Origin of the sequence: Streptomyces sp. NPDC021224 (assembly GCF_044332905.1) — a bacterium.
GTDB lineage: Bacteria > Actinomycetota > Actinomycetes > Streptomycetales > Streptomycetaceae > Actinacidiphila.
In genome coordinates, this window is sequence record NZ_JBIRPW010000005.1 from 1 (window position 1) to 26,439 (window position 26,439).

Annotated in this window: 18 protein-coding genes and 1 rRNA gene; 12 read left to right on the forward strand and 7 right to left on the reverse strand. The window is 72.6% G+C overall.

The annotated features are described in order from the left end of the window. Positions 1–87: ribosomal RNA gene (gene rrf, locus ACH4PY_RS14320) — 5S ribosomal RNA — on the forward strand; the annotation flags it as partial. A gap of 171 nt (positions 88–258) precedes the next feature. On the opposite strand, the gene ACH4PY_RS14325 is transcribed toward rrf, so the two are convergent. Then, positions 259–1,737 (reverse strand): hypothetical protein, encoded by a 1,479-nt coding sequence (locus ACH4PY_RS14325; protein ID WP_398180906.1) that lies wholly within the window; start codon positions 1,735–1,737, stop codon positions 259–261. A gap of 111 nt (positions 1,738–1,848) precedes the next feature. Here ACH4PY_RS14325 and mtnA point away from each other — a divergent pair, with 111 nt between their 5' ends. From mtnA to ACH4PY_RS14360, 7 genes are all read left to right on the forward strand, one after another. Next, on the forward strand, positions 1,849–2,913 hold the full coding sequence (gene mtnA / locus ACH4PY_RS14330; RefSeq protein ID WP_398180909.1) for an S-methyl-5-thioribose-1-phosphate isomerase: 1,065 nt from the start codon (positions 1,849–1,851) through the stop codon (positions 2,911–2,913). A 147-nt stretch (positions 2,914–3,060) separates the two neighbouring features. Beyond that, positions 3,061–3,750 carry an MtrAB system response regulator MtrA gene (gene mtrA, locus ACH4PY_RS14335; RefSeq protein ID WP_106966605.1) on the forward strand — a complete coding sequence of 230 codons (690 nt, stop codon included), beginning with the start codon at positions 3,061–3,063 and terminating at the stop codon, positions 3,748–3,750. Position 3,751: 1 nt separating this feature from the next. Then, the gene (gene mtrB / locus ACH4PY_RS14340) at positions 3,752–5,683 is read left to right on the forward strand and encodes an MtrAB system histidine kinase MtrB (RefSeq protein ID WP_398180912.1); all 1,932 of its coding nucleotides are present in this window, start codon (positions 3,752–3,754) and stop codon (positions 5,681–5,683) included. Further along, complete coding sequence (locus ACH4PY_RS14345) at positions 5,683–7,515, forward strand: LpqB family beta-propeller domain-containing protein (protein WP_398180916.1); 1,833 nt, start codon at positions 5,683–5,685, stop codon at positions 7,513–7,515. The genes mtrB and ACH4PY_RS14345 overlap by 1 nt, the downstream gene beginning before the upstream one ends. Positions 7,516–7,683: 168 nt before the next feature. Then, complete coding sequence (locus tag ACH4PY_RS14350; RefSeq protein WP_398180920.1) at positions 7,684–8,361, forward strand: ComF family protein; 678 nt, start codon at positions 7,684–7,686, stop codon at positions 8,359–8,361. Between the two features lie 307 nt (positions 8,362–8,668). Next, positions 8,669–9,355 carry a ribosome hibernation-promoting factor, HPF/YfiA family gene (hpf, locus tag ACH4PY_RS14355; RefSeq protein ID WP_398180923.1) on the forward strand — a complete coding sequence of 229 codons (687 nt, stop codon included), beginning with the start codon at positions 8,669–8,671 and terminating at the stop codon, positions 9,353–9,355. A gap of 147 nt (positions 9,356–9,502) precedes the next feature. After that, positions 9,503–10,234, forward strand: a complete 732-nt coding sequence (locus ACH4PY_RS14360) for a response regulator (RefSeq protein WP_398180926.1) — start codon at positions 9,503–9,505, stop codon at positions 10,232–10,234. A 45-nt stretch (positions 10,235–10,279) separates the two neighbouring features. Here ACH4PY_RS14360 and ACH4PY_RS14365 read toward each other — a convergent pair whose 3' ends face one another. Together ACH4PY_RS14365 and ACH4PY_RS14370 are read right to left on the reverse strand one after the other, a co-directional pair. After that, positions 10,280–11,467 carry a winged helix-turn-helix domain-containing protein gene (locus tag ACH4PY_RS14365; RefSeq protein WP_398180929.1) on the reverse strand — a complete coding sequence of 396 codons (1,188 nt, stop codon included), beginning with the start codon at positions 11,465–11,467 and terminating at the stop codon, positions 10,280–10,282. Positions 11,468–11,561: 94 nt separating this feature from the next. Next, the gene (locus ACH4PY_RS14370; RefSeq protein ID WP_398180932.1) at positions 11,562–12,164 is read right to left on the reverse strand and encodes a GNAT family N-acetyltransferase; all 603 of its coding nucleotides are present in this window, start codon (positions 12,162–12,164) and stop codon (positions 11,562–11,564) included. A 269-nt stretch (positions 12,165–12,433) separates the two neighbouring features. Here ACH4PY_RS14370 and secA point away from each other — a divergent pair, with 269 nt between their 5' ends. Beyond that, on the forward strand, positions 12,434–15,241 hold the full coding sequence (secA, locus tag ACH4PY_RS14375; RefSeq protein WP_398180935.1) for a preprotein translocase subunit SecA: 2,808 nt from the start codon (positions 12,434–12,436) through the stop codon (positions 15,239–15,241). A 145-nt stretch (positions 15,242–15,386) separates the two neighbouring features. Here secA and ACH4PY_RS14380 read toward each other — a convergent pair whose 3' ends face one another. Continuing rightward, positions 15,387–15,902, reverse strand: a complete 516-nt coding sequence (locus tag ACH4PY_RS14380) for an Rv3235 family protein (RefSeq protein WP_398180939.1) — start codon at positions 15,900–15,902, stop codon at positions 15,387–15,389. Between the two features lie 138 nt (positions 15,903–16,040). Between ACH4PY_RS14380 and ACH4PY_RS14385 the strand changes: the two genes are divergently transcribed. From ACH4PY_RS14385 to ACH4PY_RS14395, 3 genes are all read left to right on the forward strand, one after another. After that, on the forward strand, positions 16,041–16,547 hold the full coding sequence (locus ACH4PY_RS14385) for a DUF6912 family protein (protein ID WP_398180941.1): 507 nt from the start codon (positions 16,041–16,043) through the stop codon (positions 16,545–16,547). A 146-nt stretch (positions 16,548–16,693) separates the two neighbouring features. Then, entirely contained in the window at positions 16,694–17,347 is a 654-nt protein-coding gene (locus ACH4PY_RS14390) for an HAD family hydrolase (RefSeq protein WP_398180944.1), read from the forward strand. A 285-nt stretch (positions 17,348–17,632) separates the two neighbouring features. Continuing rightward, positions 17,633–22,603 (forward strand): NAD-glutamate dehydrogenase, encoded by a 4,971-nt coding sequence (locus ACH4PY_RS14395; RefSeq protein ID WP_398180948.1) that lies wholly within the window; start codon positions 17,633–17,635, stop codon positions 22,601–22,603. Positions 22,604–22,669: 66 nt separating this feature from the next. Here the strand turns inward: ACH4PY_RS14395 and ACH4PY_RS14400 are convergent, their stop codons facing one another. From ACH4PY_RS14400 to ACH4PY_RS14410, 3 genes are all read right to left on the reverse strand, one after another. After that, entirely contained in the window at positions 22,670–24,172 is a 1,503-nt protein-coding gene (locus ACH4PY_RS14400) for a hypothetical protein (RefSeq protein ID WP_398180951.1), read from the reverse strand. Positions 24,173–24,301: 129 nt separating this feature from the next. Then, positions 24,302–25,837 carry a hypothetical protein gene (locus tag ACH4PY_RS14405; protein ID WP_398180954.1) on the reverse strand — a complete coding sequence of 512 codons (1,536 nt, stop codon included), beginning with the start codon at positions 25,835–25,837 and terminating at the stop codon, positions 24,302–24,304. Beyond that, positions 25,834–26,436: a class I SAM-dependent methyltransferase gene (locus ACH4PY_RS14410; RefSeq protein WP_398180957.1), complete on the reverse strand. Its 603-nt coding sequence runs from the start codon at positions 26,434–26,436 to the stop codon at positions 25,834–25,836. The genes ACH4PY_RS14405 and ACH4PY_RS14410 overlap by 4 nt, the downstream gene beginning before the upstream one ends. Positions 26,437–26,439: the final 3 nt, after the last annotated feature.

The window sequence follows — 26,439 nt, forward strand, 5'->3', positions numbered from 1 at the left end:
GGTTACATTCCGAACCCGGAAGCTAAGCCTTTCAGCGCCGATGGTACTGCAGGGGGGACCCTGTGGGAGAGTAGGACACCGCCGAACAAATATTGCAGGAGCCCCGCTCCCGGATCTGATTCCGGGAGCGGGGCTTTTTGCGTTGCCCGGACAGTGTCGGCCAGGCCGTACAGCCAGGCGTACGGAACAGGACGCACGAAAGGGGCCGTCCTCCCGCAGGAGGACGGCCCCTTCACGTCATCAGCCCCCTTCTTTACCTCAGCCGCGGATGTCCGACGCCGTGGCGGGAGCCGCGTAGCCGGGGATGTTCGCCGCGCGGGCGAGGTCGATGTCCAGGGCTTCGCGGCGGATGCGCTGGTCGACGTACAGCAGGGAGACGGCGCTCGCGCTGATCGGCAGCGTCAGGGTGGTGGCGATGATGCTGCCGACGGCCGTGATGATGACGGTCGGCCAGTCGCCCGGGCCGTCCGTGGAGAACAGGCCGCCGGTTCCGTTGCCCACGGCATCGGCGATGGCGGTGAACGGGAGCTCGATGATCAGGGACGCGATCCCCGTGATGAACACGGCGAGCAGTTGCACGCCGAGGACCCGCCACCAGGAGCCGTTGACGAGTTTCGCCGAGCGCTTGATCGCGGCCCTGATGCCCTGCTTCTCCAGGACGAGAGCGGGGGCGGCGAGGCTCCAGATGTTCCACTGCCACAGGCAGACGACGGTGGCCGCCACAAGTCCGAGGGAGGCGAGTGCCGCGCCGCCGTTCCCCGATCCGGCCAGGGCGACCAGGGTGCCGGGGAGGAGGACCACCGCGATGATCGCGATGAGTGCGAGCGGCAGCAGCACCGCGAGTTGGAGGAGCTGCGACAGCCGGGGGCGAATGTCCTGCCGGGCCTCGCGCAGGGACACCGGGCGGCCCAGCACGGCGCGGCTGACGACGACGGTGAGCAGGCCCGAGGTGATGAGGACGCCGATGATGCTGGTGAGCATGACCAGGCAGGTTCCGCCGAGGCTGCCGCCGAGCGCGTGCATGATGTCGCTCGCCGTGGGGTCGGACGTGTCCTTGAGGTCGTCGAGGCTGCTGTCGTCGACGAGGTACTTGCTGACCACCGCGTTGACGCTCTCGGTCAGGACGGCGACGCCGAAGACCAGGACCGTCGCCGTGCGCCAGTGCGCGCGGAAGGTGGCGAAGGCGCCGTTGACGATCTCGCCGGTGTCGAGCGGGCGCAGCGGGACGACCCCGGGCTGCGGTGCCGCCGGAACGGGGGTGCCCCAGCCGTTCGGCGGGGCACCGTAGGAGGGCACGTTCGGTCCCCAGCGGGGGCCGCCGTGGTCGGGGCCGGGCGGCGGTGGGGGATTCCACTGCCCGCCCCAGCCGCCAGAACCGGGGCCCGCCTGCGGGGGCACCGGTGCCACGGGGGGCGCGGGCTGCTCGGCGGGGGGCGTGGGGGCTTCGGAGGAGGCAGAGGCCTGCCATGGGCCGGCCGGGGGCTGCTGCCGCGACCAGTTGGCCGCCGGGGGTGTGTTCGCCCCGGAGTCGGCGGTCTCCGGCGCGCTCGGCGCGTTCGCGGCCTCCGGCGTAGCGGGGGCGGCGTCGGAGGCGCCGGATGCGCTGTCGGCCGGGTCGGGGACCGTGCCGCCGGTGTCCGGCTGCGCCGCGGGCGGCGCGTCGTCGGGGCTGTCGCCGGTGCTCGGTTCCGGGGATCCGGACGATCCGGGCGAGGTCCAGCCCGGAGTGTTGGTCATCGGAGGCTGCCCTTTCGTACGTGCTGTGTGTGCTGCTGGTACGCGTGTCCGTACGTGCGCCATCGTGTCACGGGCTGCCGCCCGACGGACCTGGCAGGGCAGACTGGACGGATGGATGATCACCTGGTGGATTCCGCTTCCGGACCGGTCCCCGCGCTGCGGTGGGAGGAGCCGCCGGAGGGCCCGGTCGTGGTGCTGCTGGACCAGACCCGGCTGCCCCGGGAGGAGGTCGAGCTGGCGTGTACGGACGTGCCGGCGCTGGTGGCGGCGATACGGTGCCTGGCCGTGCGCGGGGCGCCGCTGCTGGGCCTTGCCGGGGCGTACGGGGTCGCGCTCGCCGCGGCCCGCGGCTTCGACGTGGAGGAGGCGGCCGACCAGCTGGCGCACGCGCGGCCGACGGCGGTGAACCTGGGCTACGGCGTGCGGCGGGCGCTGGCGGCCTACCGTGCGGCCGGCCCGGAGCGGGCGGCGGCCGCGGCGCTGGCCGAGGCGCGCGCGCTGCACGCGGAGGACGCGGCGGCGAGCACGGAGATGGCGGCGCGCGGGCTGGGCCTGCTGGAGGAGCTGTCGCCCGGTGGGAGCTACCGGATCCTGACCCACTGCAACACCGGGGCGCTGGTGTCGGGCGGGCAGGGAACGGCGCTGGGCGTGGTCCTGGCGGCGCACCGCGCGGGTCGGCTGCGGCGGCTGTGGGTGGACGAGACGCGTCCGCTGCTCCAGGGCGCGCGGTTGACGGCGTACGAGGCGGCGCGGGCCGGGATGCCGTACACGCTGCTCGCGGACAACGCCGCCGGGTCGCTCTTCGCGGCGGGGGAGGTGGACGCGGTGCTGATCGGGGCGGACCGGATCGCGGCGGACGGTTCGACGGCGAACAAGGTGGGGAGTTATCCGCTGGCGGTGCTCGCCCGGTACCACCGGGTGCCGTTCATCGTGGTGGCGCCGTCGACGACGGTCGATCCGGCGACGGCGGACGGCGCGTCGATCGAGGTGGAGCAGCGCCCCGGGAGCGAGGTGACCGACCTCGCGGCGTCACCGCTGGGCGCGCAGGCCTATAATCCGGCTTTCGACGTCACCCCGCCGGAGCTGATCACTGCGATCGTCACCGAGAACGGTGTGGCGTCACCCGTGACCGCCGCGAGTCTCGTGTCGGTGGGTGCACAGCAGACCGCTCGGTGACGTTCCGTGGACCGTTGGACGCGGGGTGTTCCGTCCGTTATCCACAGGCTGCACATGGGGGGCAGCGCAAGACCGCACAAGCAGGAACAATGGTCGCATAGCGTGACCTTGATCACCAAAGGTCACCAGTATCGATATGCAAATGGGATGATGGTCGGTATGAAGGGACGTGTCCTGGTCGTCGATGACGACACCGCGCTGTCGGAGATGCTCGGCATCGTGCTGCGTGGAGAAGGTTTCGAGCCGTCGTTCTGTGCTGACGGTGACAAGGCGCTTGCCGCTTTCCGGGAGGCCAAGCCGGATCTGGTGCTGCTCGACCTGATGCTGCCGGGGCGGGACGGAATCGACGTCTGCCGGCAGATCAGGGCGGAGTCGGGTGTCCCGATCGTGATGCTGACGGCGAAGAGCGACACCGTCGACGTGGTCGTCGGGCTGGAGTCCGGCGCGGATGACTACGTCATCAAGCCGTTCAAGCCGAAGGAACTGGTGGCGCGCGTCCGCGCGCGCCTGCGCAGGGCCGAGGAGCCCACGCCCGAGCAGCTGACCATCGGCGATCTGGTGATCGACGTGGCCGGCCACTCGGTCAAGCGCGACGGGCAGCCGATCGCGCTGACCCCGCTGGAGTTCGACCTGCTGGTCGCGCTCGCGCGCAAGCCGTGGCAGGTCTTCACCCGTGAGGTGCTGCTGGAGCAGGTGTGGGGGTATCGCCACGCGGCGGACACCCGCCTGGTCAACGTGCATGTGCAGCGGCTGCGCTCCAAGGTCGAGCAGGACCCGGAGCGCCCGGAGATCGTCGTGACCGTCCGAGGGGTCGGCTACAAGGCGGGACCGGGCTGACATGCGCAAACCGTACGAGCGTGAGCTGCTGGAGGGCCGGCTCGCGGACCCGATGCGTGGTCTGCTGCCGGTCATCCGCTCGTGCGTGCGCTGGGCACGGCGGCCGATGCAGCCGGCGTCCCGGCTGTGGCGGCGCAATCTCCAGCTGCGGGTCGTCGCCTTCACGCTGCTGATGTCCGTCGGTGTCGTGCTGCTGCTCGGCTTCGTCGTGATCGGCCAGGTGCGCAACGGCCTGCTCGACGCCAAGGAGAAGGCCTCGGTCAAGCAGGCCATGAGCGGCTTCTCCCTGGCGCAGAACATGGCGACGCAGGCAGGCCAGGAGCCCGACAGCACGGGCTCCGGCGTGACGGCCAAGCAGAGCGATTCGGGCACCTGGGCGACCGATCTGACCTCGCAGTTCTCCAGCGGCGGCAAGGGCGTGTACTGGATCGTCGTGCTCAGCCCCGGCGGTGAGTCCGGCATCCAGTCCGCCGGTGGCACACCGCGCGGGGCGCGCACGTCGGACAACGCCCTGCCGACGAGCGTCTCCAAGGAGCTCAGGGCGGCCGTCGACCGCACCTCGGGGGCCGTCAAGCAGTACACCAAGGTCTACACCGACGACGGCAATCCGCCGCGGTCGGCGCTCGCGGTCGGCAAGCGCATCAAGGATCCGAGCGGCGACGAGGTCCAGCTCTACTACCTCTTCGCCTTCGACCAGGAGCAGAAGACGCTCGGCCTGGTCAAGGGCACGCTGGCGACGGCCGGGATCTTCGTCGTGGTGCTGCTCGGCGCGATCGCCTGGCTGGTGACCCGGCAGGTGGTCACCCCGGTGCGGATGGCCGCCGGGATCGCCGAGCGGCTCGCCGCCGGGCGGCTCCAGGAGCGGATGCAGGTCTCGGGCGAGGACGACATCGCGAGACTTGGCGAGTCCTTCAACAAGATGGCGCAGAACCTCCAGGTCAAGATCCAGCAGATGGAGGACCTGTCGCGGATGCAGCGCCGGTTCGTCTCCGACGTCTCGCACGAGCTGCGGACCCCGCTGACGACCGTGCGGATGGCCGCCGACGTCATCCATGACGCGCGCTCGGACTTCGACCCGGTGACGGCGCGCTCCGCGGAGCTGCTGCAGAACCAGCTGGACCGCTTCGAGTCGCTGCTGTCCGACCTGCTGGAGATCAGCCGGTTCGACGCGGGCGCCGCGGAGCTGTCCGCGGAGCCGATAGATCTGCGCGAGGTCGTACGGCAGGTGGTGGACGCCGCCGAGCCGCTGGCCGAGCGCAAGGGCAGCACGGTGCTGATACGCGGCGACGCGCAGCCGGTGGTGGCCGAGGCCGATCCGCGCCGGGTCGAGCGCGTGCTGCGCAACCTGGTGGTCAACGCGATCGAGCACGGTGAGGGCCGTGACGTCGTCGTACGGCTCGCGACGGCCGACGGCGCGGTCGCGGTCGCGGTGCGCGACTACGGCGTCGGGCTCAAGCCCGGCGAGGCGTCCCGGGTGTTCAACCGCTTCTGGCGGGCCGACCCGGCGAGGGCGCGGACCACGGGCGGTACGGGCCTGGGCCTGTCGATCGCGGTGGAGGACGCGCGTCTGCACGGCGGCTGGCTGCACGCCTGGGGCGAACCCGGCGGCGGTTCGCAGTTCCGTATGACGCTGCCGCGCACCGCGGGGGACAACCTGCGCAGCTCGCCGATACCGCTGGAGCCGGACGACTCGCGCCGCAACCGCGGCCTGACGTCCTCGGCGGCGGCCGCGGGCACGCCGAGCGTGCCGGAGCCACGCGGCGCTGCCGGGCAGGGGCACCGCAGGGAGATGGGCCCGGCGCGGCCGCCGCTCATCCCGCCGATGCCGTCCGCCGGGCCCGCGCGTCCGCCGACGGCCGACCCGGCGGCGCTGCCGGGAAACGGGGCACGGGTCGTCGGGCACCGGGAAGCCGTTCGGAAGGACGAGATCTGATGGCACTGCTGGGGGGCCGCGCGGGCCGGGTGGCCAAGGTGGTGCTGCCGCTGTCCGCGGCACTGCTGCTGGCGGGGTGCGCGTCGATGCCCAGCGGCGGCGAGGTCAGCAAGGTCGACGACAGCCAGCAGGCCGAGGGCGACACCCAGGTGCGGGTGTTCGGCGTCCCGCCCCAGCCGCACGAGTCGCCCTCGTCGATCGTCAACGGCTTCCTGGAGGCCACCACCAGCGGTGAGACCGATTTCGCCACCGCCAAGCAGTATCTGTCGGCGGATCTGAAGAAGCACTGGAACCCGCTCGCCGGTATCACCGTGCTCTCCTCCGTGCCGCGGGCCCCGCAGTCCGACCCGGACACGAAGGCGACGCAGGAGACGGTGGTCCTGACGAGCAGGGAGACCGCGACGGTGGACGCGGGGAACGCCTACCGGCTCTCCACGGCCTCCTTCCACGAGGACGTCCAGCTGGTCAAGGAGAACGGCGAGTGGCGGATCAGCGTCCTGGACAACGGACTGCTTCTCTCCGCCGCCGACTTCCAGCGCATATACCACTCGGTGAACATGTTCTACTTCGCCGTCCGGGGATCGGGTGACGGTCCGGGCGGCAGGCAGACGCTGATCGCCGACCCGGTGTACCTGCGCAGGCAGCAGCCCGACACGCTCGCCGCCACCGTCACCGCGCTGCTCGGCGGACCGAGCAAATGGCTCGCGCCGGTGGTCACCACGGCTGTTCCGGCCGGTGCCCGGCTGCACGGCGGCGACACCGCGAGCGTGTCGCTGGACGACTCGCAGCGGCTCCAGGTGCGCCTGGACAAGGCGGACAAGGTGCGCGGGGAGGCGTGCCGGCGGCTCGCCGCCCAGCTCTTCGCCACCGTGCAGGGCCAGTCGTCGGTGCCGCTCTCCTCGGCGCAGGTGCAGCGCGCCGACGGGAGCGAGGCCTGCGCGGCGACCAGGGACGAGGCCCTGGAGTACGGGCCGGGCACGCTCGTCGGCACGGCGAACGAGCAGTTCTACATCGGCACCGAGAAGCACAATCTGCTGATGACGCCGTCGGGGAACACGACCGGTTTCCCGGTCCGCGGGCCGCTCGGCGCCGACAAGGCCGACCTGCGGTCGGTCGCGGTGCGCCGGGACGGGGACGCGGCGGCCGCGGTCAGGACCGACGGGCGCCAGCTGGTCGTCGCCCAGCTCGCCGACGGCGCCACCGTCCGGACGGCCCCGGTCACCAGCGCCGCCAAGGACCCGAAGAACGGGCTGAGTGCGCCGAGCTGGGACGGCTTCGACGACCTGTGGGTGGCCGACCGGAATCCGGCCGTCTCGCGGCTGTACGTCCTCCCGGACGGTACGGGGCAGCCCGTCACGGTCGACGTCCCGGAGCTCGCGGGGCGCGTCGAGTCGCTGCGGGTGGCCTCCGACGGGTTGCGGATCGCCCTGGTGGTGTCCGAGGGCGGGCGGGACCGGCTGATGCTCGGCCGGGTCGACCGCGGTGGAACGGTCGCGCAGCCGCAGTTCACCGTGCAGGACCTCCGTGACATCACCCCGGTCGACGAGAGCGTCCTGTCGGTGTCCTGGGCCGGTGGCAGCCGGCTGGTGGTGCTCGGCAGCGACCCGGCCGGCAGCGGGCAGCAGATCCAGTGGGTCAGCACCGACGGCTCGGTGTCGCCCGCGTCGGACACCATCGGCGAGGCCGACTCGGTGGCGGCGTCGGAGGCTCCCCCGGACCAGGCCACCGGGTCTCTGGTCGCCGCCTCCCACGGCAGCGTCTACTGGCAGTCCCCGGACCTGAACTGGAAGAAGGTCACCCCGGCCGGCTCCGGCCCGGTCTACCCGGGCTGACGGCTCCGGCCGGGGCAGCCCGGGCTTGACGGCCCCGGCCCGGTGGTCTGCCCCGGCCCGGCGGTCCGCCCCGGGGCGGGAGCCCGTGCGGCCGTCTCGGCCGGAGTTTTCCACAGCCCTCGAACGGGTGACTGGCAGGCCACCCCCGCGGGGCCTCACAGTGGAGTCATGCGGGGCTGGTGGCAGGAGATCGCCGGGCTGGTGCTCCCGGTGGACTGCGCGGGCTGCGGCCTCCCGCGTACGCAGCTGTGCGAGCGCTGCCAGGGGCTGCTGGGCGGAGCGGCCTCGGTGCGGCGGGTGCGTCCGGTGCCCGAGGTGCCGGGTCTGCCGCCGGTGTGCGCGGCCGCGCGGTACGGCGACGAGGTACGGGCCGTGCTGCTGGCGCACAAGGAGCGGGGTGCGCTGGGCCTGGCGCGTCCGCTGGGCGGGGCGCTGGCCGCGGCGGTGGCGGGGCTGGGCGTCGCCGGGGCGGTGCTGCTGGTGCCGGTGCCCTCCGCGCGGCAGGCGGTGGCGCGGCGCGGCCACGACGCGACCGCGCGGATGGCGCGGGCGGCCGCGGCGGTGCTGCGCGGGCAGGGCACGCCCGCGCGGGCGGCACCGGTGCTGCGGCACCGCAGGCTGGTCGCCGACCAGTCCGAGCTCGACGCGGCCGGGCGGCTGGCGAACCTGTCCGGTGCGGTCGGGACGGCCGGGGGCGCGGCTGGGCTGCTGGCGGCCCTCCCGGTGGTGCTGGTGGACGACCTGGTGACGACCGGGACGTCACTCAGCGTGGCCGCTCGGGCGGTCTCGGTGGCGGGTGGCAGGGTCGCGGGGGCGGCGGTGGTGGCGGACGTTGACCTTTGCTGAATCCACTCCGATGCGCGTTTGTGCAGGTGGCGGACCTGGTGGTTCACCCGAACGGAGGAGGGCGGACGTTGCGGATGCCGACTTCTGCACTCCGGGACTATGTTCGGGGTAGAGGGAAGACAGCACCACGGGGTGATGATCTTCCTCGTGGGGCAGGAGGAGGTGAAAGCCGCAGCTCCGCGGTTCCCGGCCGACCGGGAGGCGGAGCGGCTGCCGACGCAGTGCCGGGCGGGACTGGTTCCCGGGCCGGCCTCAGCGAAAGGGACCGCCGCCGGTGAGACGGCGGGGTCCGGGAACGGAGTTCTGCGTGGACATCGTCGTCAAGGGCCGCAAGACCGAGGTGCCGGAGCGGTTCCGGAAGCACGTGACCGAGAAGCTGGACAAGATCCAGAAGCTCGACGGCAAGGTGATCAGCCTCGACGTCGAGGTGTCCAAGGAGCTCAACCCGCGGCAGGCGGAGCGCGCCGACCGCGTGGAGATCACGCTCAACTCGCGCGGGCCGGTGATCAGGGCGGAGGCCGCAGCAGCCGACCCGTACGCCGCGCTGGACGTCGCGGTGACCAAGCTGGAGGCGCGGCTGCGCAAGGCCGCGAGCAAGCGCCACACGCGCCGCGGAGCGGGCCGGACCCCCGCCGCGGACGTGGCCTCCGTGGTCTCCGACGCGGCATACCTCAACGGGGACGGGGAGCCGGTGCCCGGCCCGGACGAGGAGGAGGGCGTCCCGACCAGGCGGATGGCGTCGCTGGAGGTGCGTGGCGAAGGGCCGCTGGTGGTCCGGGAGAAGACGCACGCGGCCACCCCGATGGCGCTCGACCAGGCGCTGTACGAGATGGAGCTGGTCGGGCACGACTTCTATCTGTTCGTGGACGCCGACACCAAGCAGCCGAGCGTGGTCTACCGGCGGCACGGCTACGACTACGGCGTCATCCATCTCAACTCCGACGAGGCGATGTCGCAGGCCCCCGGCGGCGCGGGCGGTGCGCTGCGCCGCTGACGGCGGAGCACGGCGCCCGCCGCTGACGGGCAACCGTCCAGTATGGCGTGGCGGTGCCCCCCGGGTTCGCCCTGGGGGCACCGCCGCGCCAGGACGTGAAATGCTGGACCAGCAGTGGGGCAACTGCGGTCTGACGGGGAGGACTTGATGCCGGAATTCGCGCACCGGGCTGCCGGCGGTGGCGACCCCGACCCCGATGCGGAAGGCCCGGCGCCCGCCGAGCCGATCCGGGTCCTGGTGGTCGACGACCACGCGCTCTTCCGGCGGGGTCTGGAGATCGTGCTCGCGCAGGAGGAGGACATCCAGGTCGTCGGCGAGGCCGGGGACGGCGCGGAGGCGGTGGAGAAGGCCGCGGACCTGCTGCCCGACATCGTGCTGATGGACGTGCGGATGCCGCGCCGCGGCGGCATCGAGGCCTGCACCTCCATCAAGGAGGTGGCCCCGAGCGCGAAGATCATCATGCTGACGATAAGCGACGAGGAAGCCGACCTCTACGAGGCGATCAAGGCCGGCGCGACCGGCTACCTGCTCAAGGAGATCTCCACCGACGAGGTGGCCACCGCGATCCGTGCGGTGGCGGACGGGCAGTCGCAGATCAGCCCGTCGATGGCGTCCAAGCTGCTGACCGAGTTCAAGTCGATGATCCAGCGCACCGACGAGCGGCGGCTGCTGCCCGCGCCCCGGCTCACCGACCGGGAGCTGGAGGTGCTCAAGCTGGTGGCGACGGGGCTGAACAACCGCGACATCGCCAAGGAGCTGTACATCAGCGAGAACACCGTGAAGAACCACGTCCGCAACATCCTGGAGAAGCTCCAGCTGCACTCCCGGATGGAAGCAGTGGTCTACGCGATGCGGGAGAAGATCCTGGAGATCCGCTGACCTGTGGGCCCGCCCGCGGGCGGGCCCACAGGCCGGGCGGTCCGCTCAGCGGCGGTCGTGGGTGAGCTTGACGGCGGCGGTCAGCGGCTCGCGCAGTGTCTCCGGCAGCACCCGCTCCACCCGGGCCTCCACGCAGCCCACCCAGCCCGCCGCCTCGGCGATGGCGTCCGCGGCGGGCTGCACCGCCTTCGGGCCGTCCAGCGTCACCTGCCGGGCGATCAGCGTGCTGCCCTCGCGTGCCGGGTCGACCCGGCCCACGAGCCGCCCACCCGCCAGCAGCGGCATCGCGAAGTATCCGTGCACGCGCTTCGGCTTGGGGGTGTAGGCCTCCAGGCGGTGGGTGAAGCCGAAGATCCGCTCCGTCCGCGGCCGGTCCCAGATCAGCGAGTCGAAGGGCGACAGCAGCGTCGTACGGTGCCTGCCGCGCGGTTCGGCCGCGAGCGCCGCGGGATCGGCCCACGCGGGCTTGCCCCAGCCCTCGACCTCGACCGGCACCAGGCCCGTGTCGTCGATGACCGCAGCGACCTGCTCGCCCTTGAGGCGGTGGTAGTCGGCGAGATCCGCGCGGGTGGCCACGCCCATGGCGGCACCGGCCTGCGCGACCAGCCGCCGCATGCACGCGTCGTCGTCCAGTTCGTCGTGCAGCAGTTCGGCGGGGACGGCCCGCTCCGCCAGGTCGTACACGCGCTTCCAGCCGCGGCGCCGGGTGCAGACCACCTCGCCGGTGTCCAGGAGCCACTCGACGGCGATCTTCGTCTCCGACCAGTCCCACCACGGGCCGCCGTTCTTGGCGCCGCCCAGCTCCGTCGACGTCAGCGGGCCGTCGGCCCTGAGCCGGTCCAGGACGGCGGCGCAGGAGCGCTCGGCATCCGCCAGCACGTGCCAGCGGTGGCCGCGCGCCCGCCGGGCCCGGCGGCGGAAGGCGAAGTGCGGCCACTCCTCGATGGGCAGGATGCACGCGGCGTGCGACCAGTACTCGAAGGCGTGGTCGTCGGACCAGTAGGCCTGCTCCACCGCCTGCCGGCCGACCGCGCCCAGCCGGGCGTAGGGGACCAGCTCGTGCGAGCGGGCCAGTACCGAGATCGTGTCCAGCTGCACGGCACCGAGCGAGCGCAGCACCCCGCGGGTGCCGGCCCGCCGGTCGGGGGCGCCGAGGAGGCCCTGGGCGCGCAGGGCGATCCTGCGGGCCTCGTCGGCGGACAGGGAGAGCTGGGGAGGCGGCAGCACGGTCATGGGGGCCAGGCTAGGGGGACCCACTGACAAGCGTCCCCGACCTGCGCCGACGCCCTCCCCGGCAGCCGGCAGCCGACGGAGGAGCGTGCCGGGCTCAGTCCACCGGGCGCGCCGGGTCGTAGGGCAGGTACGGGGTCGCCGAGGCGAGGCCCAGGTCCGAGGGGAGCAGGGAGCCGGTCCAGGCGTCCCGGCGGATGCCGCGCACCGAGATCTTCGCCCGCTGGGTGCCCTCCATGACGAAGCCGAGCCGCAGCGCCACCGCGCGGGAGCCCTCGTTGCCGGCGTCGGCGTACCACTCCAGCCGCTCCACGCCCAGGCTCTCGAAGGCCCACCGGCACACCGCGCGCCCCGCCTCGACCGTGTAGCCCTTGCCGCGCTGCTCCTTCGCCGTCCAGTAGCCGAGCTCCGCCTGGCGCACCGGCGCGGCCAGCTGCCCGAGCCTGACCAGGCCCATGGAGCTGACCAGGGCGCCGCCTTCGCGGGTGAAGACGCCGAAGTTGTAGAGGGTGTCGTCCCGCCAGCCCTGCGGGCTGATCTGCCCGACGAACTCCTCGGCGTGCTCGCGGGTGTACGGCGACGGCACGTTCGTCCAGCGCGGGATCTCCGGGTCCTGGCACGCGGCGTGCACCGCGTCGATGTCGCCGGGCTCCAGCTCGCGCAGGTGCAGACGGTCGGTGGTCAGCGTCACGGACTGCATGGTCGGCGCGCACCTTTCTGTCGGGGGCGGGGTGGCCACCGGGCACGGTCCCGCGGGAAGATGCCGTGAACCGGGCCGTGCGGGCGGCCCCGCGGCCGAGTATCGCTGGCCCCGGGAGCGACGGAAAACCGTTTTGCCGCTGCCGGGCCTCCCGGCCCGATGCTCTCCTCGCTTACGATGGCCGTTGCAGCAGGGCCCCGGCAGACAAAACCCCTGCTGTGCCCCGCGCGGCAACCGCGCCAGGCCCGACCGGCAAGGAGCCAGCCTACGTGTCCGTCATCACCAAGATCATGCGTGCAGGCGAAGGCAAGATCCTGCGCAAACTGCACCGCATCGCGGACCAGGTCAATTCCATCGAAGAGGACTTCGAGAGCCTTTCCGATGCCGAGCTGCGGGCCCTCACCGACGAGTACAAGGAGCGGTACGAGGGCGGCGAGAGCCTCGACGACCTGATGCCCGAGGCGTTCGCCACGGTGCGCGAGGCCGCGCGGCGCGTGCTGGGCCAGCGGCACTACGACGTGCAGTTGATGGGCGGCGCGGCCCTGCACATGGGATATGTCGCCGAGATGCGCACCGGCGAGGGCAAGACGCTCGTCGGCACCCTGCCCGCGTACCTGAACGCGCTGTCCGGCAAGGGCGTGCACCTGATCACCGTCAACGACTACCTCGCCGAGCGCGACTCGGAGTGGATGGGCCGGGTGCACCGCTTCCTCGGCCTCACGGTGGGCTGCATCCTCGCCAACCAGTCGCCTGCCGAGCGCCGCGAGATGTACGCGTGCGACATCACCTACGGCACGAACAACGAGTTCGGCTTCGACTACCTGCGCGACAACATGGCGTGGTCGAAGGACGAACTCGTCCAGCGCGGCCACAACTTCGCGATCGTCGACGAGGTCGACTCGATCCTCGTCGACGAGGCCCGTACGCCGCTGATCATCTCCGGCCCCGCCGACCAGGCCACCAAGTGGTACAGCGACTTCGCGCGCCTGGTGCGCCGGCTGAACCGCGGCGAGGCCGGCGGCATCGGCAAGGAGGAGACCGGCGACTACGACGTCGACGAGAAGAAGCGCACCGTCGCCATCCACGAGTCCGGCGTCTCCAAGGTCGAGGACTGGCTGGGCATCGACAACCTCTACGAGTCGGTCAACACCCCGCTCGTCGGTTATCTGAACAACGCCATCAAGGCCAAGGAGCTCTACAAGAACGACAAGGACTACGTCGTCATGGACGGCGAAGTCATGATCGTCGACGAGCACACCGGCCGTATCCTCGCCGGCCGCCGCTACAACGAGGGCATGCACCAGGCGATCGAGGCGAAGGAAGGGGTGGACATCAAGGACGAGAACCAGACGCTCGCCACGATCACCCTGCAGAACTTCTTCCGCCTCTACAGCACGCTGTCGGGCATGACCGGTACGGCCATGACCGAGGCCGCCGAGTTCCACCAGATCTACAAGCTGGGCGTGGTGCCGATCCCGACGCACCGCGCGGTGGCGCGCATCGACCGCCCCGACCTGATCTACCGCACGGAAGAGGCGAAGTTCGCCGCCGTGGTCGAGGACATCGTCGAGAAGCACGAGAAGGGCCAGCCGGTGCTGGTCGGCACCGTGTCCGTCGAGAAGTCCGAGTACCTGTCCGCGCAGCTGTCCAAGCGCGGCGTGCCGCACGAGGTGCTGAACGCCAAGCAGCACGACCGTGAGGCGTCGATCGTCGCGCAGGCCGGCCGCAAGGGCGCGGTCACCGTCGCCACCAACATGGCCGGCCGCGGTACCGACATCAAGCTCGGCGGCAACCCCGACGACCTGGCCGAGGCCGAGCTGCGCCAGCGCGGCCTGGACCCGGTCGAGCACGTCGAGGAGTGGGCCGCGGCCCTCCCGGCGGCGCTGGAGCGCGCGGAGGAGGCCGTCAAGGCCGAGCACGAGGAGGTCGTCGAGCTCGGCGGGCTGTACGTGCTGGGCACCGAGCGGCACGAGTCGCGGCGCATCGACAACCAGCTGCGCGGACGTTCCGGCCGTCAGGGCGACCCGGGCGAGTCCCGCTTCTACCTGTCGCTGGGCGACGACCTGATGCGGCTGTTCAAGGCGCAGATGGTCGAGCGCGTGATGTCGATGGCGAACGTGCCCGACGACGTGCCGATCGAGAACAAGATGGTCACCCGCGCCATCGCCTCGGCCCAGTCGCAGGTCGAGCAGCAGAACTTCGAGATCCGCAAGAACGTCCTGAAGTACGACGAGGTGCTCAACCGGCAGCGCGAGGTCATCTACGGCGAGCGCCGCCGCGTCCTGGAGGGCGAGGACCTCCAGGACCAGGTGCAGCACTTCATGGACGACACGATCGACGCGTACATCGACGCCGAGACCAGCGAGGGCTTCGCCGAGGACTGGGACCTCGACCGGCTGTGGGGCGCCTTCAAGCAGCTCTACCCGGCCAAGGTCACCATCGACGAGCTGGAGGAGGAGGCCGGCGACCGCGCCGGGATCACCGCCGAGTTCATCGCCGAGGCCGTCAAGGACGACATCCACGCGCAGTACGGCGAGCGCGAGAAGTCGCTCGGCGAGGAAATCATGCGCGAGCTGGAGCGCCGTGTGGTGCTCTCGGTGCTGGACCGCAAGTGGCGTGAGCACCTCTACGAGATGGACTACCTCCAGGAGGGCATCGGGCTGCGCGCCATGGCGCAGCGCGACCCGCTGGTGGAGTACCAGCGCGAGGGCTTCGACATGTTCACGGCCATGATGGACGGCATCAAGGAGGAGTCCGTCGGCTACCTGTTCAACCTGGAGGTCCAGGTCGAGCAGCAGGTCGAGGAGGTGCCGGTGCCGGCCGACGCGTCAGCCGACGTCCAGGACGAGGTGCCGTCGCTGACCAAGGAGCGCCCGGAGATCCGCGCCAAGGGCCTGGAGACGCCCAAGCGCGCCGACCGGCTGCACTTCTCCGCACCGTCCGTGGACGGCGAGGGCGGTGTCGTCGAGGGCGAGTTCGCCGGTGCCCCCGCGGACGCCGCGCAGGGCGGCGAGGACGGCTCGACGCGCGCCGAGCGCCGCAAGGCCGCCAAGGGCGGGCGGCGCCGCAAGAAGTAGCAGCGCGCACCGATCACCGGCCGGGGGCCGGGTCCCGGGAGGGGCCCGGCCCCCGGCCGCGTCGTGCCGTACGCCGCCGCCCCGTCCGTGCGCCTCGTCCGCGTGCCCTGTCCGCGTGTCCAGGGCGCCCCGGCCCCGGGCCGCGTCAGGCCGCCTCCACGGCGGTGCAGCGCCAGCGCTCGGGCCCGTAGCCGGTGGCGGCGTCCGGGCCGCCGGCCTCCAGCCGGAAGGCCAGCGCGCGGAAGACGTCCTGGCCCAGGCACACCACCGCGCAGACCTCCAGCGCCCCGCCGGCCGTGCGGAAGGGGTGGCAGCGGTACACGAAGGGGGTACGGCCGCGGGCCCCGCGCGGGCGCCAGTCCGCGCGCCGGGCGTGCAGCTCCCACAGCCGCTGGTACGCCTCGTCGCGCACCTTCCCGGCCAGCATCGTCAGCGGCTGCCGCCCGGTCAGGACGTCCAGCAGCCGGCCGGCGAACCAGTCGTGCGGCGACTGCGGGCGCAGCACCCCGCCCGGCACCCGGCCCGCGGGCGGCCGCCCGCCGGGACGGCGCGGGTCCCGGCGGCCGGGCGGGGCCGCGCCCGCGCCCCGCGGCCTGCGGGGCGGCGCGCCTGCGGCGGGAAGCGGGGCGGAGGCGGCGGGCTGGTGCGGTGGCTGCGGCACGGTGGCTCCCCAAGATCGTTACTGGCTGGTAGTCCGGTTCTAGGGGGCGCCCCGGCGGATGGGCAAACGCGTCGGGCGCTGTGCGAGGCCGCCGCGGAATTCACCTGTGAGGCTGGTTGCGCACGTATGCTTCACGCCATGCGCGTCTATATTCCGACGACCATTGCGGGACTTGCCGAGGCGTACAAGGCGGGCGAGGTGGGGCCCGCGCCGATCGACGCCTTCGCCGTGACGCCGAGTCTGCGCGAGTGGTACGTCTCCGACGACATAGAGGAACTGGAGTACGCGGCGCTGTCCCGGGCCGCCCAGGCGTCCCTGCGGCTGCTGGCCGTCCATCCCGACCTGCCACGACGCCGCACGGTCGTCGCCGTGGACGTGCCTGACGCCGCCGTGCGCTTCGACCCCGACCGGGGGCTGGACCCGTCCGCGCTGGGCGAGGTGCGGCTGAGCCGCCCGGTGCCGCTGTCCGACGCGGCCGCCGTCCACCTGGACTCCGACGAGGCCGAGGGCGACGTGTCCGCGGCCGCGGCCGCGCTGGGCGCCGCCGACGCGGGGGACGACGACGCGCAGTTCACGGTGGACGGCGCCGAGGACCACGAGCTGCTCTGGTACGCGACGCAGGAAATCCCCAACCTGATCGGGTGAACCGCGGGTCCACCGGTCGGCCGATCACCCGTATGTGCGTACGGTCCGACCGTGCGCCTGTCGGGTGTTCGGAATGTCGCACTGCGGGTGGAGTTATCCACAGGCCGTGAGACCCGGTGGGGGCTCACGCGAGTACGGTTCCTTCCATGAGCACGCATCTCGTATGGGACTGGAACGGGACCCTCCTCCACGACATCGACGCGGTGATCGAGGCCACCAACGCCTCCTTCGCCGAGATCGGACTGCCCCCGATCACCCTCGACCGCTACCGCGAGCTGTACTGCGTGCCCGTGCCCCGGTTCTACGAGCGGCTGACCGGCCGGCTGCCCTCGGACGCCGAGTGGGAGGTCATGGACAGCACCTTCCACCGGCACTACTGGCGGCTGGCGGAGTCCTGCGGCCTCGCCGAAGGTGCCGCCGACCTGCTCGCCGCGCGGCAGGCGGCGGGGCTGACGCAGTCGCTGTGCTCTCTCGCGCCGCACGCCGAACTGGTCCCGTTCGTGGCCTCGCACGGCATCACCGAGCGCTTCGTGCGGGTCGACGGACGCAAGGACGCCTCGACGGCCGGAAAGTCCGAGCAGATGGTCCGCCACATCAGCTCGCTCGGCGACATCGACCCGCGCCGGGTCGTGGTCATCGGCGACGCCCTGGACGACGCGGCCGCCGCCGCGCATGCCGGAGTGCGCGCCGTGCTCTACACCGGGGGTTCGCACAGCAGAGCGGCTCTGGAAGCGGCCGGGGTGCCGGTGGTGGACAGCCTGGCCGAGGCGGTCGAGCAGGCCGAGCGAATAGCGTCCTGACGGATCGCCGCAGGTCGGGGCCCGATCGCGGCGGCATTCTGTCCATCGGGGCCAAAGGTGGCCGGTGCATTTGTACGAAGACGTCGCCTGACAGCCCTCCCGGGCGGAGCGATAGCCTGGACGCCGTGATCACTGGTGATCCGTTCTCCAGGGGCGGGTTCGTGCCGACGCGCACGACTGACCCCTTTCCCGGCATAGCGTCGTCCCGTAGCGGAAACCCCGCGTACCGGTACGTCGTGCCATCAACCGACGTCACGCAATGGCGCGCGACAGGAGTCAGAGGACATGCAGAGCAAGCTGGACGAAACCAAGGCCGAACGGCTGGCGCAGGCGGCGCAGGTCGGTGAGCACAGCCAGCAGGGGAGGCTGCCCGGCCAGGGACTCGACGCGGAGGCCCTGAGCGCGTTCCTCCAGCGGTACTACCTGCACAGCGCACCGGAAGACCTGGTCGACCGCGATCCGGACGACATCTTCGGGGCGGCGCTGTCGCACTACCGGCTCGCCGAGGTACGCCCGCAGGGCACTGCGAACGTCCGGGTGCACACCCCCACGGTGGAGGAGAACGGGTGGCAGTGCAGCCACACCGTCGTCGAGGTCGTCACCGACGACATGCCCTTCCTCGTGGACTCGGTGACCAACGCGCTGACGCAGGCCAACCGGGCGATCCACGTGGTGGTCCACCCGCAGTTCACCGTCCGCCGGGACCTGACGGGCAAGCTGCTGGAGATCCTGCCCGCCGGCACGGAGCCGGACAGCGGGGCGCTGCCGCACGACGCGCTGGTCGAGTCCTGGATCCATGTCGAGATCGACCGTGAGACCGACCGGGCCGACCTCCAGGAGATCACCGCCGACCTGCGCCGGGTGCTGTCCGACGTGCGGGAGTCCGTCGAGGACTGGGCCAAGATGCGGCAGGCCGCGCAGTCCATCGCCGACGAGCTGGCGGCGAGCCCGCCGCCGCTGCCGCAGCGGGAGATCGGCGACGCCCTGGAGCTGCTGCGCTGGCTCGACGGCGACCACTTCACCTACCTCGGCTTCCGCGAGTACGAGCTGATCACCGAATCCGGCGAGGACGGCGGCAGCGAGGACGTGCTGGTCGCCGTGCCGGGGACGGGCCTGGGCATCCTGCGCTCCGACCCGCAGCACCCGCGGGCCGACAGCACCCACCCCGGCCACCCGGGGCACCCCAACTCGCCCTCGTTCAGCAGGCTGCCGGCCGACGCCCGGGCCAAGGCCAGGGAGCACAAGCTGCTCATCCTGACCAAGGCCAACAGCCGCTCCACGGTGCACCGCCCGTCCTACCTGGACTACGTCGGCGTGAAGAAGTTCGACGCCGAGGGCAACGTCATCGGCGAGCGGCGCTTCCTGGGGCTCTTCTCGTCGGCCGCCTACACCGAGTCGGTACGGCGGGTGCCGGTGGTCCGCCGCAAGGTCGAGGAGGTGCTCGCGGGCGCCGGCTTCTCCGCCGACAGCCACGACGGCCGCGACCTGCTCCAGATCCTGGAGACCTACCCGCGCGACGAACTGTTCCAGACCCCCGCCGAGACGCTCCAGTCCATCGCCACCAGCGTGCTCTACCTCCAGGAACGCCGCAAACTCCGGCTGTTCCTGCGGCAGGACGAGTACGGCCGCTACTTCTCCGCGCTGGTCTACCTGCCGCGGGACCGCTACACCACCGCGGTGCGGCTGCGGCTGACGAACATCCTCCAGGAGGAACTGGGCGGCCACAGCGTCGACTTCACCGCCTGGAACACCGAATCGGTGCTCTCCCGGCTGCACTTCGTGATCCGTATCGACCCCGGCGGCTCGCTGCGCGAGCTGACCGACTCCGACGTCGAGCACATCGAGAACCGGCTGTCGGAGGCCACCCGGTCGTGGTCCGACGGCTTCGCCGAGGCGCTGACGGCCGAGTGCGGCGAGGAGCGGGCGGCCGAACTGCTGCGCCGCTACGGGCAGGCCTTCCCGGACGGCTACCGCGCCGACTTCCCGCCGCGGGTGGCCGTCGCCGACCTCCAGCACTTCGAGCACCTCGGCGAGGACGACTTCACCCTCAGCCTGTACGAGCCGGTGGGCGCCGCTCCCGAGGAGCGCCGCTTCAAGATCTACCGCACCGGGGCGCCGGTGTCGCTGTCCGCGGTGCTGCCGGTCCTCCAGCGGCTCGGCGTCGAGGTCGTCGACGAACGCCCTTACGCGCTGCGCCGCTCCGACGGCTCCCGGGTGTGGGTCTACGACTTCGGGCTGCGGCTCGACCCCGCGCTCGGCGACCTCGGGGAGGACGCCCGCGAGCGTTTCCAGGAGGCCTTCGCCGCGGCCTGGACCGACCGCGCGGAGAACGACGGCTTCAACTCCCTGGTGCTGCGCGCGGGTCTGGACTGGCGGCAGGCGATGGTGCTGCGCGCCTACGCCAAGTACCTGCGGCAGGCCGGGTCCACCTTCAGCCAGGACTACATGGAGGACACCCTCCGCACCAACGTCCACACCACCCGGCTGCTGGTCAACCTCTTCCAGGCGCGGCTGTCACCCGACCACCAGCGGGCCGGCAGTGAACTCACCGACGGCATCCTGGAGGAGCTGGACGGCGCGCTCGACCAGGTCGCGAGCCTCGACGAGGACCGCATCCTGCGCTCCTTCCTCAGCCTGATCAAGGCGACGCTGCGCACCAACTACTTCCAGCGCGGCGAGGACGGGCAGCCGCACCGCTACCTGTCGATGAAGTTCGACCCGCAGGCCATCCCCGAACTGCCCGCGCCTCGGCCCGCGTACGAGATCTGGGTGTACTCCCCGCGGGTGGAGGGCGTGCACCTGCGCTTCGGCAAGGTCGCGCGCGGCGGTCTGCGCTGGTCCGACCGCCGGGAGGACTTCCGCACCGAGGTGCTGGGCCTGGTCAAGGCGCAGATGGTGAAGAACACGGTCATTGTGCCGGTCGGCGCCAAGGGCGGTTTCGTCGGCAAGCGGCTGCCCGACCCGGCCGCCGACCGCGACGCATGGCTCGCCGAGGGCATCGACTGCTACAAGACCTTCATCTCCGGCCTGCTCGACATCACCGACAACCTGGTGGCCGGCGAGGTCGTCCCCCCGCAGAACGTGGTGCGGCACGACGGCGACGACACCTACCTGGTGGTGGCCGCCGACAAGGGCACCGCGTCGTTCTCCGACATCGCCAACGAGGTCGCGATCTCCTACGGCTTCTGGCTCGGCGACGCCTTCGCCTCCGGCGGCTCGGTCGGCTACGACCACAAGAAGATGGCCATCACCTCCTCCGGCGCCTGGGAGTCGGTCAAGCGGCACTTCCGGGAGATGGGCGTCAACACCCAGGAGGAGGACTTCACGGTCGTCGGCATCGGCGACATGTCCGGTGACGTGTTCGGCAACGGCATGCTGCTGTCGGAGCACATCCGGCTGGTCGCCGCCTTCGACCACCGGCACATCTTCCTGGACCCCGACCCGGACGCCGCCACCTCCTACGCCGAGCGGCGCCGGCTGTTCGAGCTGCCCCGCTCCAGCTGGGCCGACTACGACACCTCGGTCATCTCGACCGGCGGCGGCGTCTACCCCCGCACGGCCAAGTCCATCCCGGTCAGCGCGGCGGTGCGGGCGGCCCTCGGGATCGAGAAGGGACCGGGCCCGGCCAAGCTCACCCCGGCCGAGCTGATGAAGGCGATCCTCCAGGCCCCCGTGGACCTGCTGTGGAACGGCGGCATCGGCACGTACGTCAAGGCCTCCACCGAGAGTCAGCTCGACGTCGGCGACAAGGCCAACGACGCGATCCGCATCGACGGCACGGATCTGCGCGTCAAGGTGGTCGGCGAGGGCGGCAACCTGGGCTTCACCCAGCTGGGCCGGATCGAGTTCGCCCGCTCCGGCGGCCCGGAGGGCACCGGCGGGCGGATCGACACCGACGCGATCGACAACAGCGCCGGCGTGGACGCCTCCGACCACGAGGTCAACATCAAGATCCTGCTCAACGGTCTGGTCACCGACGGCGATCTGACGGTCAAGCAGCGCAACACGCTGCTGGCGGAGATGACGCACGAGGTCGGCAACCTGGTGCTGCGCAACAACTACGCGCAGAACGTCGCGCTCGCCAACAGCATGGCGCAGGCCGGCAGCCTGCTCCAGGCGCACCAGCGGTTCATCCGGCGGCTGGTGCGCGACGGCCACCTGGACCGGGCGCTGGAGTTCCTGCCCACCGACCGGCAGATCCGCGAGCGGGCGGGCGCCGGACAGGGCCTGAGCGAGCCGGAGATGGCGGTGGTCCTCGCCTACGCCAAGATCACCACGGCCGACGAGCTGATCGGCACGGGCCTGCCCGACGACCCGTATCTGCGCGGGCTGCTGCACGCGTACTTCCCCGTGCCGCTGCGCGAACGCTTCGCCGCGCAGATCGACGCGCACGCGCTGCACCGCGAGATCATCACCACGCTGCTGGTCAACGACACGATCAACACCGCCGGTACGACCTTCCTGCACCGCTTCCGGGAGGAGATCGGCGCGACCACCGAGGAGATCGTGCGGGCGCACACCGCGGCCCGGACGATCTTCGGTCTCGGCGCGATCTGGGACGACGTCGAGGCGCTGGACAACCAGGTGACCGCCGCCGTGCAGACCCGGATCCGGCTGCACTCGCGGCGGCTGGTCGAACGCGCCACCCGCTGGCTGCTCAACAACCGGCTGCAGCCCCTGCAGATCGCCGAGACCATCGACCACTTCGAGGACGGGGTGGCCGCGGTCTGGTCGCAGCTGCCGAAGCTGCTGCGCGGCGCCGACCTGGAGTGGTTCGACACCGTGCACGGCGAGATGACCGGCAGCGGGGTGCCGGAGGACCTGGCCACCCGGGTCGCCGGGCTCTCCTCGGCCTTCCCGGCGCTGGACATCGTGGAGGTCGCGCACCGCAGCGGCAAGGAGCCGCTGGACGTCGCGGAGGTCTACTTCGACCTCGCCGACCGGTTGCAGATCACCCAGCTGCTCGACCGGATCATCCTGCTGCCCCGGTCCGACCGCTGGCAGTCGATGGCCCGCGCCGCCATCCGCGAGGACCTCTTCGCGGCGCACGCGGCGCTGACCGCCGACGTGCTGTCCGCCGGGGACGACGTGGCGACGCCCGAGCAGCGCTACCAGGCGTGGGAGGACCGGAACTCCGGTCTGATCGGCAGGGCGCGGACGACGCTGGAGGAGATCCAGGGCGCCGAGGAGTTCGACCTGGCGAGCCTGTCGGTGGCGATGCGCACCTTCCGGACGCTGCTGCGCACGCACCACTGAGCCGGTCGGGCCGTGGGGGCGCCGGTACGGCCCGGCGCCCCCACGGCCCCCGCCGGGCCACCGGCCCTACGGTCCGAGGCGGAAGAGACGCTCGCCCGTGTGCGGGGAGACGGCGACCAGGGTGACGCCGCGCGGGGACGGGCGGTCCGCGGGCAGCAGCAGCCACCGCGCGCCGTAGCGGCGGGCGATGGCCGAGCGGCGCGCGGGTGAGGTGCCGCGGGCGAAGTACGTCCGGACGTCGGCCCAGCGGCGGGCGCGCTCGGCGGCCGGGGTCGACGGGTCCGGCCACGTCGGGGCGGCCAGGAAGAGGCCGTAGGCGGGCAGCACGTGCAGCGGCACGTTGTCGTCCGTCAGGACGGTGCCGCCCGCCGGTACCCGGTCCGCGACCCAGCGGTAGTCCGGCCAGCGCGCCGGGTGCGGGGTCGCGGCGGGCAGCCAGCGCTGCGGCACCACCGCGCCGACCTGCGCGAAGAGCGCGAAGCCCAGCGCCACCGCGGCAAGCGGCGCGAGCACCGCGCGCAGCCGGGTCCACGGCGGTACGGCTGTCAGCTCCACCGCGAGCGCGAACTGCGGCGGCACGAGCAGCAGCCCGATGACCCGCCCGTAGGTGTAGTGCCCGCTCGCCCACCCGTATCCGGCGAGGAGGGCGTCGGCGGCGAACATCAGCACCAGCGGGTCGCGCGGCCGCCGCCGCGCCCGCAGGGCCAGCGCCGGGAGCCCGGCCAGGGCGAGGCCGTACCACTGCCAGGGGTGGGTGTAGAGGCGGCGGTGCACCGCGTCCACGGTGGTGTCACCGGCCAGCGCGAAGACGTCGAAGTACGGCCAGGCCGCCGCTGCCGCGACGCCCGCCGCCGCGGTGAGGGCCCAGCGCAGCCACACCGCGCGGGACCGCCCGCGCTGCCGCCCCGCCACCGTCGCCGCGATGCCGACGGCGGCGCCCAGCGCGGTGATCGGGTGGATCAGCAGCAGCGCCCCGCCCGCCGCCCCGAGCCCCGCGTGCTGCCACCACGAGCCTCCGCGCCGGGCCAGCCGGTCGGTCCAGGCCCACAGCAGGAGGGTCACCCCGACGGCGAAGGTGCTCGGGTACGAGGCCCCGCGGGTCAGCGACCACACCCCGCAGAAGCCGCTCCACTCCTTGCCCTGCACCCCCCACAGCAGCGTGAAGGCCAGCAGCGCGTACACCGGTGCGAGGCGGCGCGTGCTCAGCGTGCGGGCGTAGGCGCCGACCCCCGTGACGAGCACCGCGAGGTTGAGCGGCCCGGCCCAGCGCACGGCCTCCCACCCGGCGGCCCCGGTCAGCCGTGCGGCCAGCCCCAGCGCGACGATGTACGGCGAGTAGTACGGGCTCCCGGCGCCGGATTCGTCCAGCAGCGGGTTCGCCGGGTGCCACGGGTCGTCCCGGACGCGCTGGACGGCGGAGGCGTGCTGTCCGAAGTCCGACATCACCGGGGTGTGCCAGGCCACCACGGCGATCAGCAGCCAGAACGCGCCCCCGGCCACCGCGTACGGCGACGGCCGCCACGCCCGCACGCGCGGTGCGACCGCGACCCGCGCCGTCCCCGTCACCACCGGCACCACCCCGCGCCCGCCACCGCTGCTCCCCACCCGGTCCCGTCCCGCACCGTCCCCGTCACCATCGGTCCCACCGGCCTCACCCGGTCCCTTCCCCCCGCCCCGCAGCCGCGGGCCCCCGCGTCCTCACGCCGCCGCCTCCTCCTCCGGGCGCCGGGGAGCCGACCGGCCGCGGAAGGGGCGGCGCCAGGCCGGGACCGGTTCCGTGGGCGGCCGGTCGGCGGGGTGCGCCGCGGCGAGCAGCGGCACCGACAGGAAGCCCAGCAGCACGGGCGCCGCCATGTAGCGGAAGAGCCCCGCGGGTGTCGCGACCAGCACCGCGATCTGCAGTCCGGCGGTGGTGGCGGCGAGTGCGAGGGCGGCGCGCAGCGGGCGCCGCCGCATCACCCGGGCCACGATCAGGTACGTCGCCCAGCACCACAGGGAGCCGGTCCACAGCGGCCAGGCCAGTTCGGGTGCGCGGGCGGCGGTGTAGGCCCACTTGCCCGCGCGGTGCAGGGTCACGGAGGGCGCGCCGGTGCGCAGCGCCGGCAGCCAGCGGCTGCCGGCCATGGGGTGGCCGGGGAGGGCGTAGCCGAAGCGGTCGGCGGGGATCACCGGCGGCTGGACGTAGATGTCGGTGTCGCTGCGGGGCAGCGCCCAGGCGATGCGCCCGCGGCACAGGTGCGCGGAGATCACCAGGTCGGGCCGCTTGGCGAGCACATGCTTCCACACGCCCATCAGCCGGCCGTTGAGGCGCTCGGCGGCGGGCCGGTCGAACGGCACGGCCATGAGCGGATCGACCCAGGCGCAGTTGGCGCCGCCGCCCGACCAGTGCGCGAGCGGCGCGACCTGCCGCATCACCGCGAGGTCGGAGCCGCGGAAGGACTGCGGGGCGCGGTGGTAGGCGACGGCGATGTCGGCGTAGTTGAAGGCGTAGTACGAGCTGGTGCGCGGCGACTGGATGCCGATCGCCGGGTAGACGGCGAAGTTCAGGCCGAGCGCGACCGCGGTCGGGATCAGCGTGACCGCGGCGATCCGGCGCCACCAGCGCGGGATCGCGGCGAGCAGCACCAGGCCCGCGACGACGACCGCGGGGTAGGCGTTGTTGCGGAAGAGCGACAGGCCGGTCATGGCCGCGGCCAGCATCCACCAGTGCGCCGTGGGCCGCTGCCGCACGGCCAGGTGCGCGCACGCGCCGAAGGCCAGCACGGCGGCGATGGCGTAGGCGCTGTCCTTCCACACGAAGATGCCGAACGTGCCGGTGGACGGGATCAACACGACCACCAGCGGGGCGAGGGCCGCCCACCGGCCGCGCACGCCGAGGGCGCGCAGGCCGTGGCAGGCGTAGCCGAGTCCGGCGGCCAGCACCACCGTCTGGAGGAAGGTCAGCGCGCCGAGGCCGCCGGTGATCTGGAGCGACAGCCACACCAGCACGTCGTAGGCGACGGAGTGGTCGCTGCGCCAGTGACCGGTCGTCACCTGCCAGACGTAGGTGACCGTGTCGAAGCTCATCAGTCCCGGGTAGAAGGCCAGCCACCACAGCAGCAGCACGAACTCGCAGGCCGCGGCGACCGCGAGGGGCAGCCGGGCGTGCGGCGGGACGCGGTCGGCGGCCCGCCGCAGCGCGGCCGGCGGCAGCGGCAGGCGGCGGGCCCCGGACGGCGGTGCGTCGACGCTCACCTGGCGGTCCGGCGGTCCGCCGAGGGGGCTGCGGGCACCGCGCAGACCATCACGAACTCGTTGTACTTGAAGATCCGTCCGGCCCGCCGCGGCAGCGGGAAGGAGTACGTCCGGCGGACCGCGAGCCCGGCGGTCGCGGCCTCCTTGGCCAGCTCCTCGAAGCCCACGTAGCGCACATGCGTGGCGTCGCTCGCGAAGCCCGCCTCCTGCGGGGTGATCAGCACGACGCGCCCGCCGGGCCGTACGTACGGCAGGTAGGCGTCCAGCAGCGCGGTGGCCGTGTCGCCGTCGAGATGCTCCAGGACGTGCGCGCACAGCAGGGCGTCGAAGGCGCCGGGGACGAAGCCCGCGGCGGTGAACTCGTCGGGGGTGTACGCGGTCAGGCCGCGTTCGCGGGCCGCGGCGACCGAGTACGGGTTGTGGTCGACGCCGACGCTGCCCGGCGGGCAGTGCTGGAGGTTGCGGCCCACCCCGCAGCCGACGTCCAGTGTTCTGCCCAGCCGCAGCCGGCGCAGGTTCCAGCGGTAGGGCGCCTGGGTGGGCAGCAGCCGCCGTCCCAGCAGGCGGGCGGTGTAGTCGGGGGTGGTGGTGTCGGACATCGC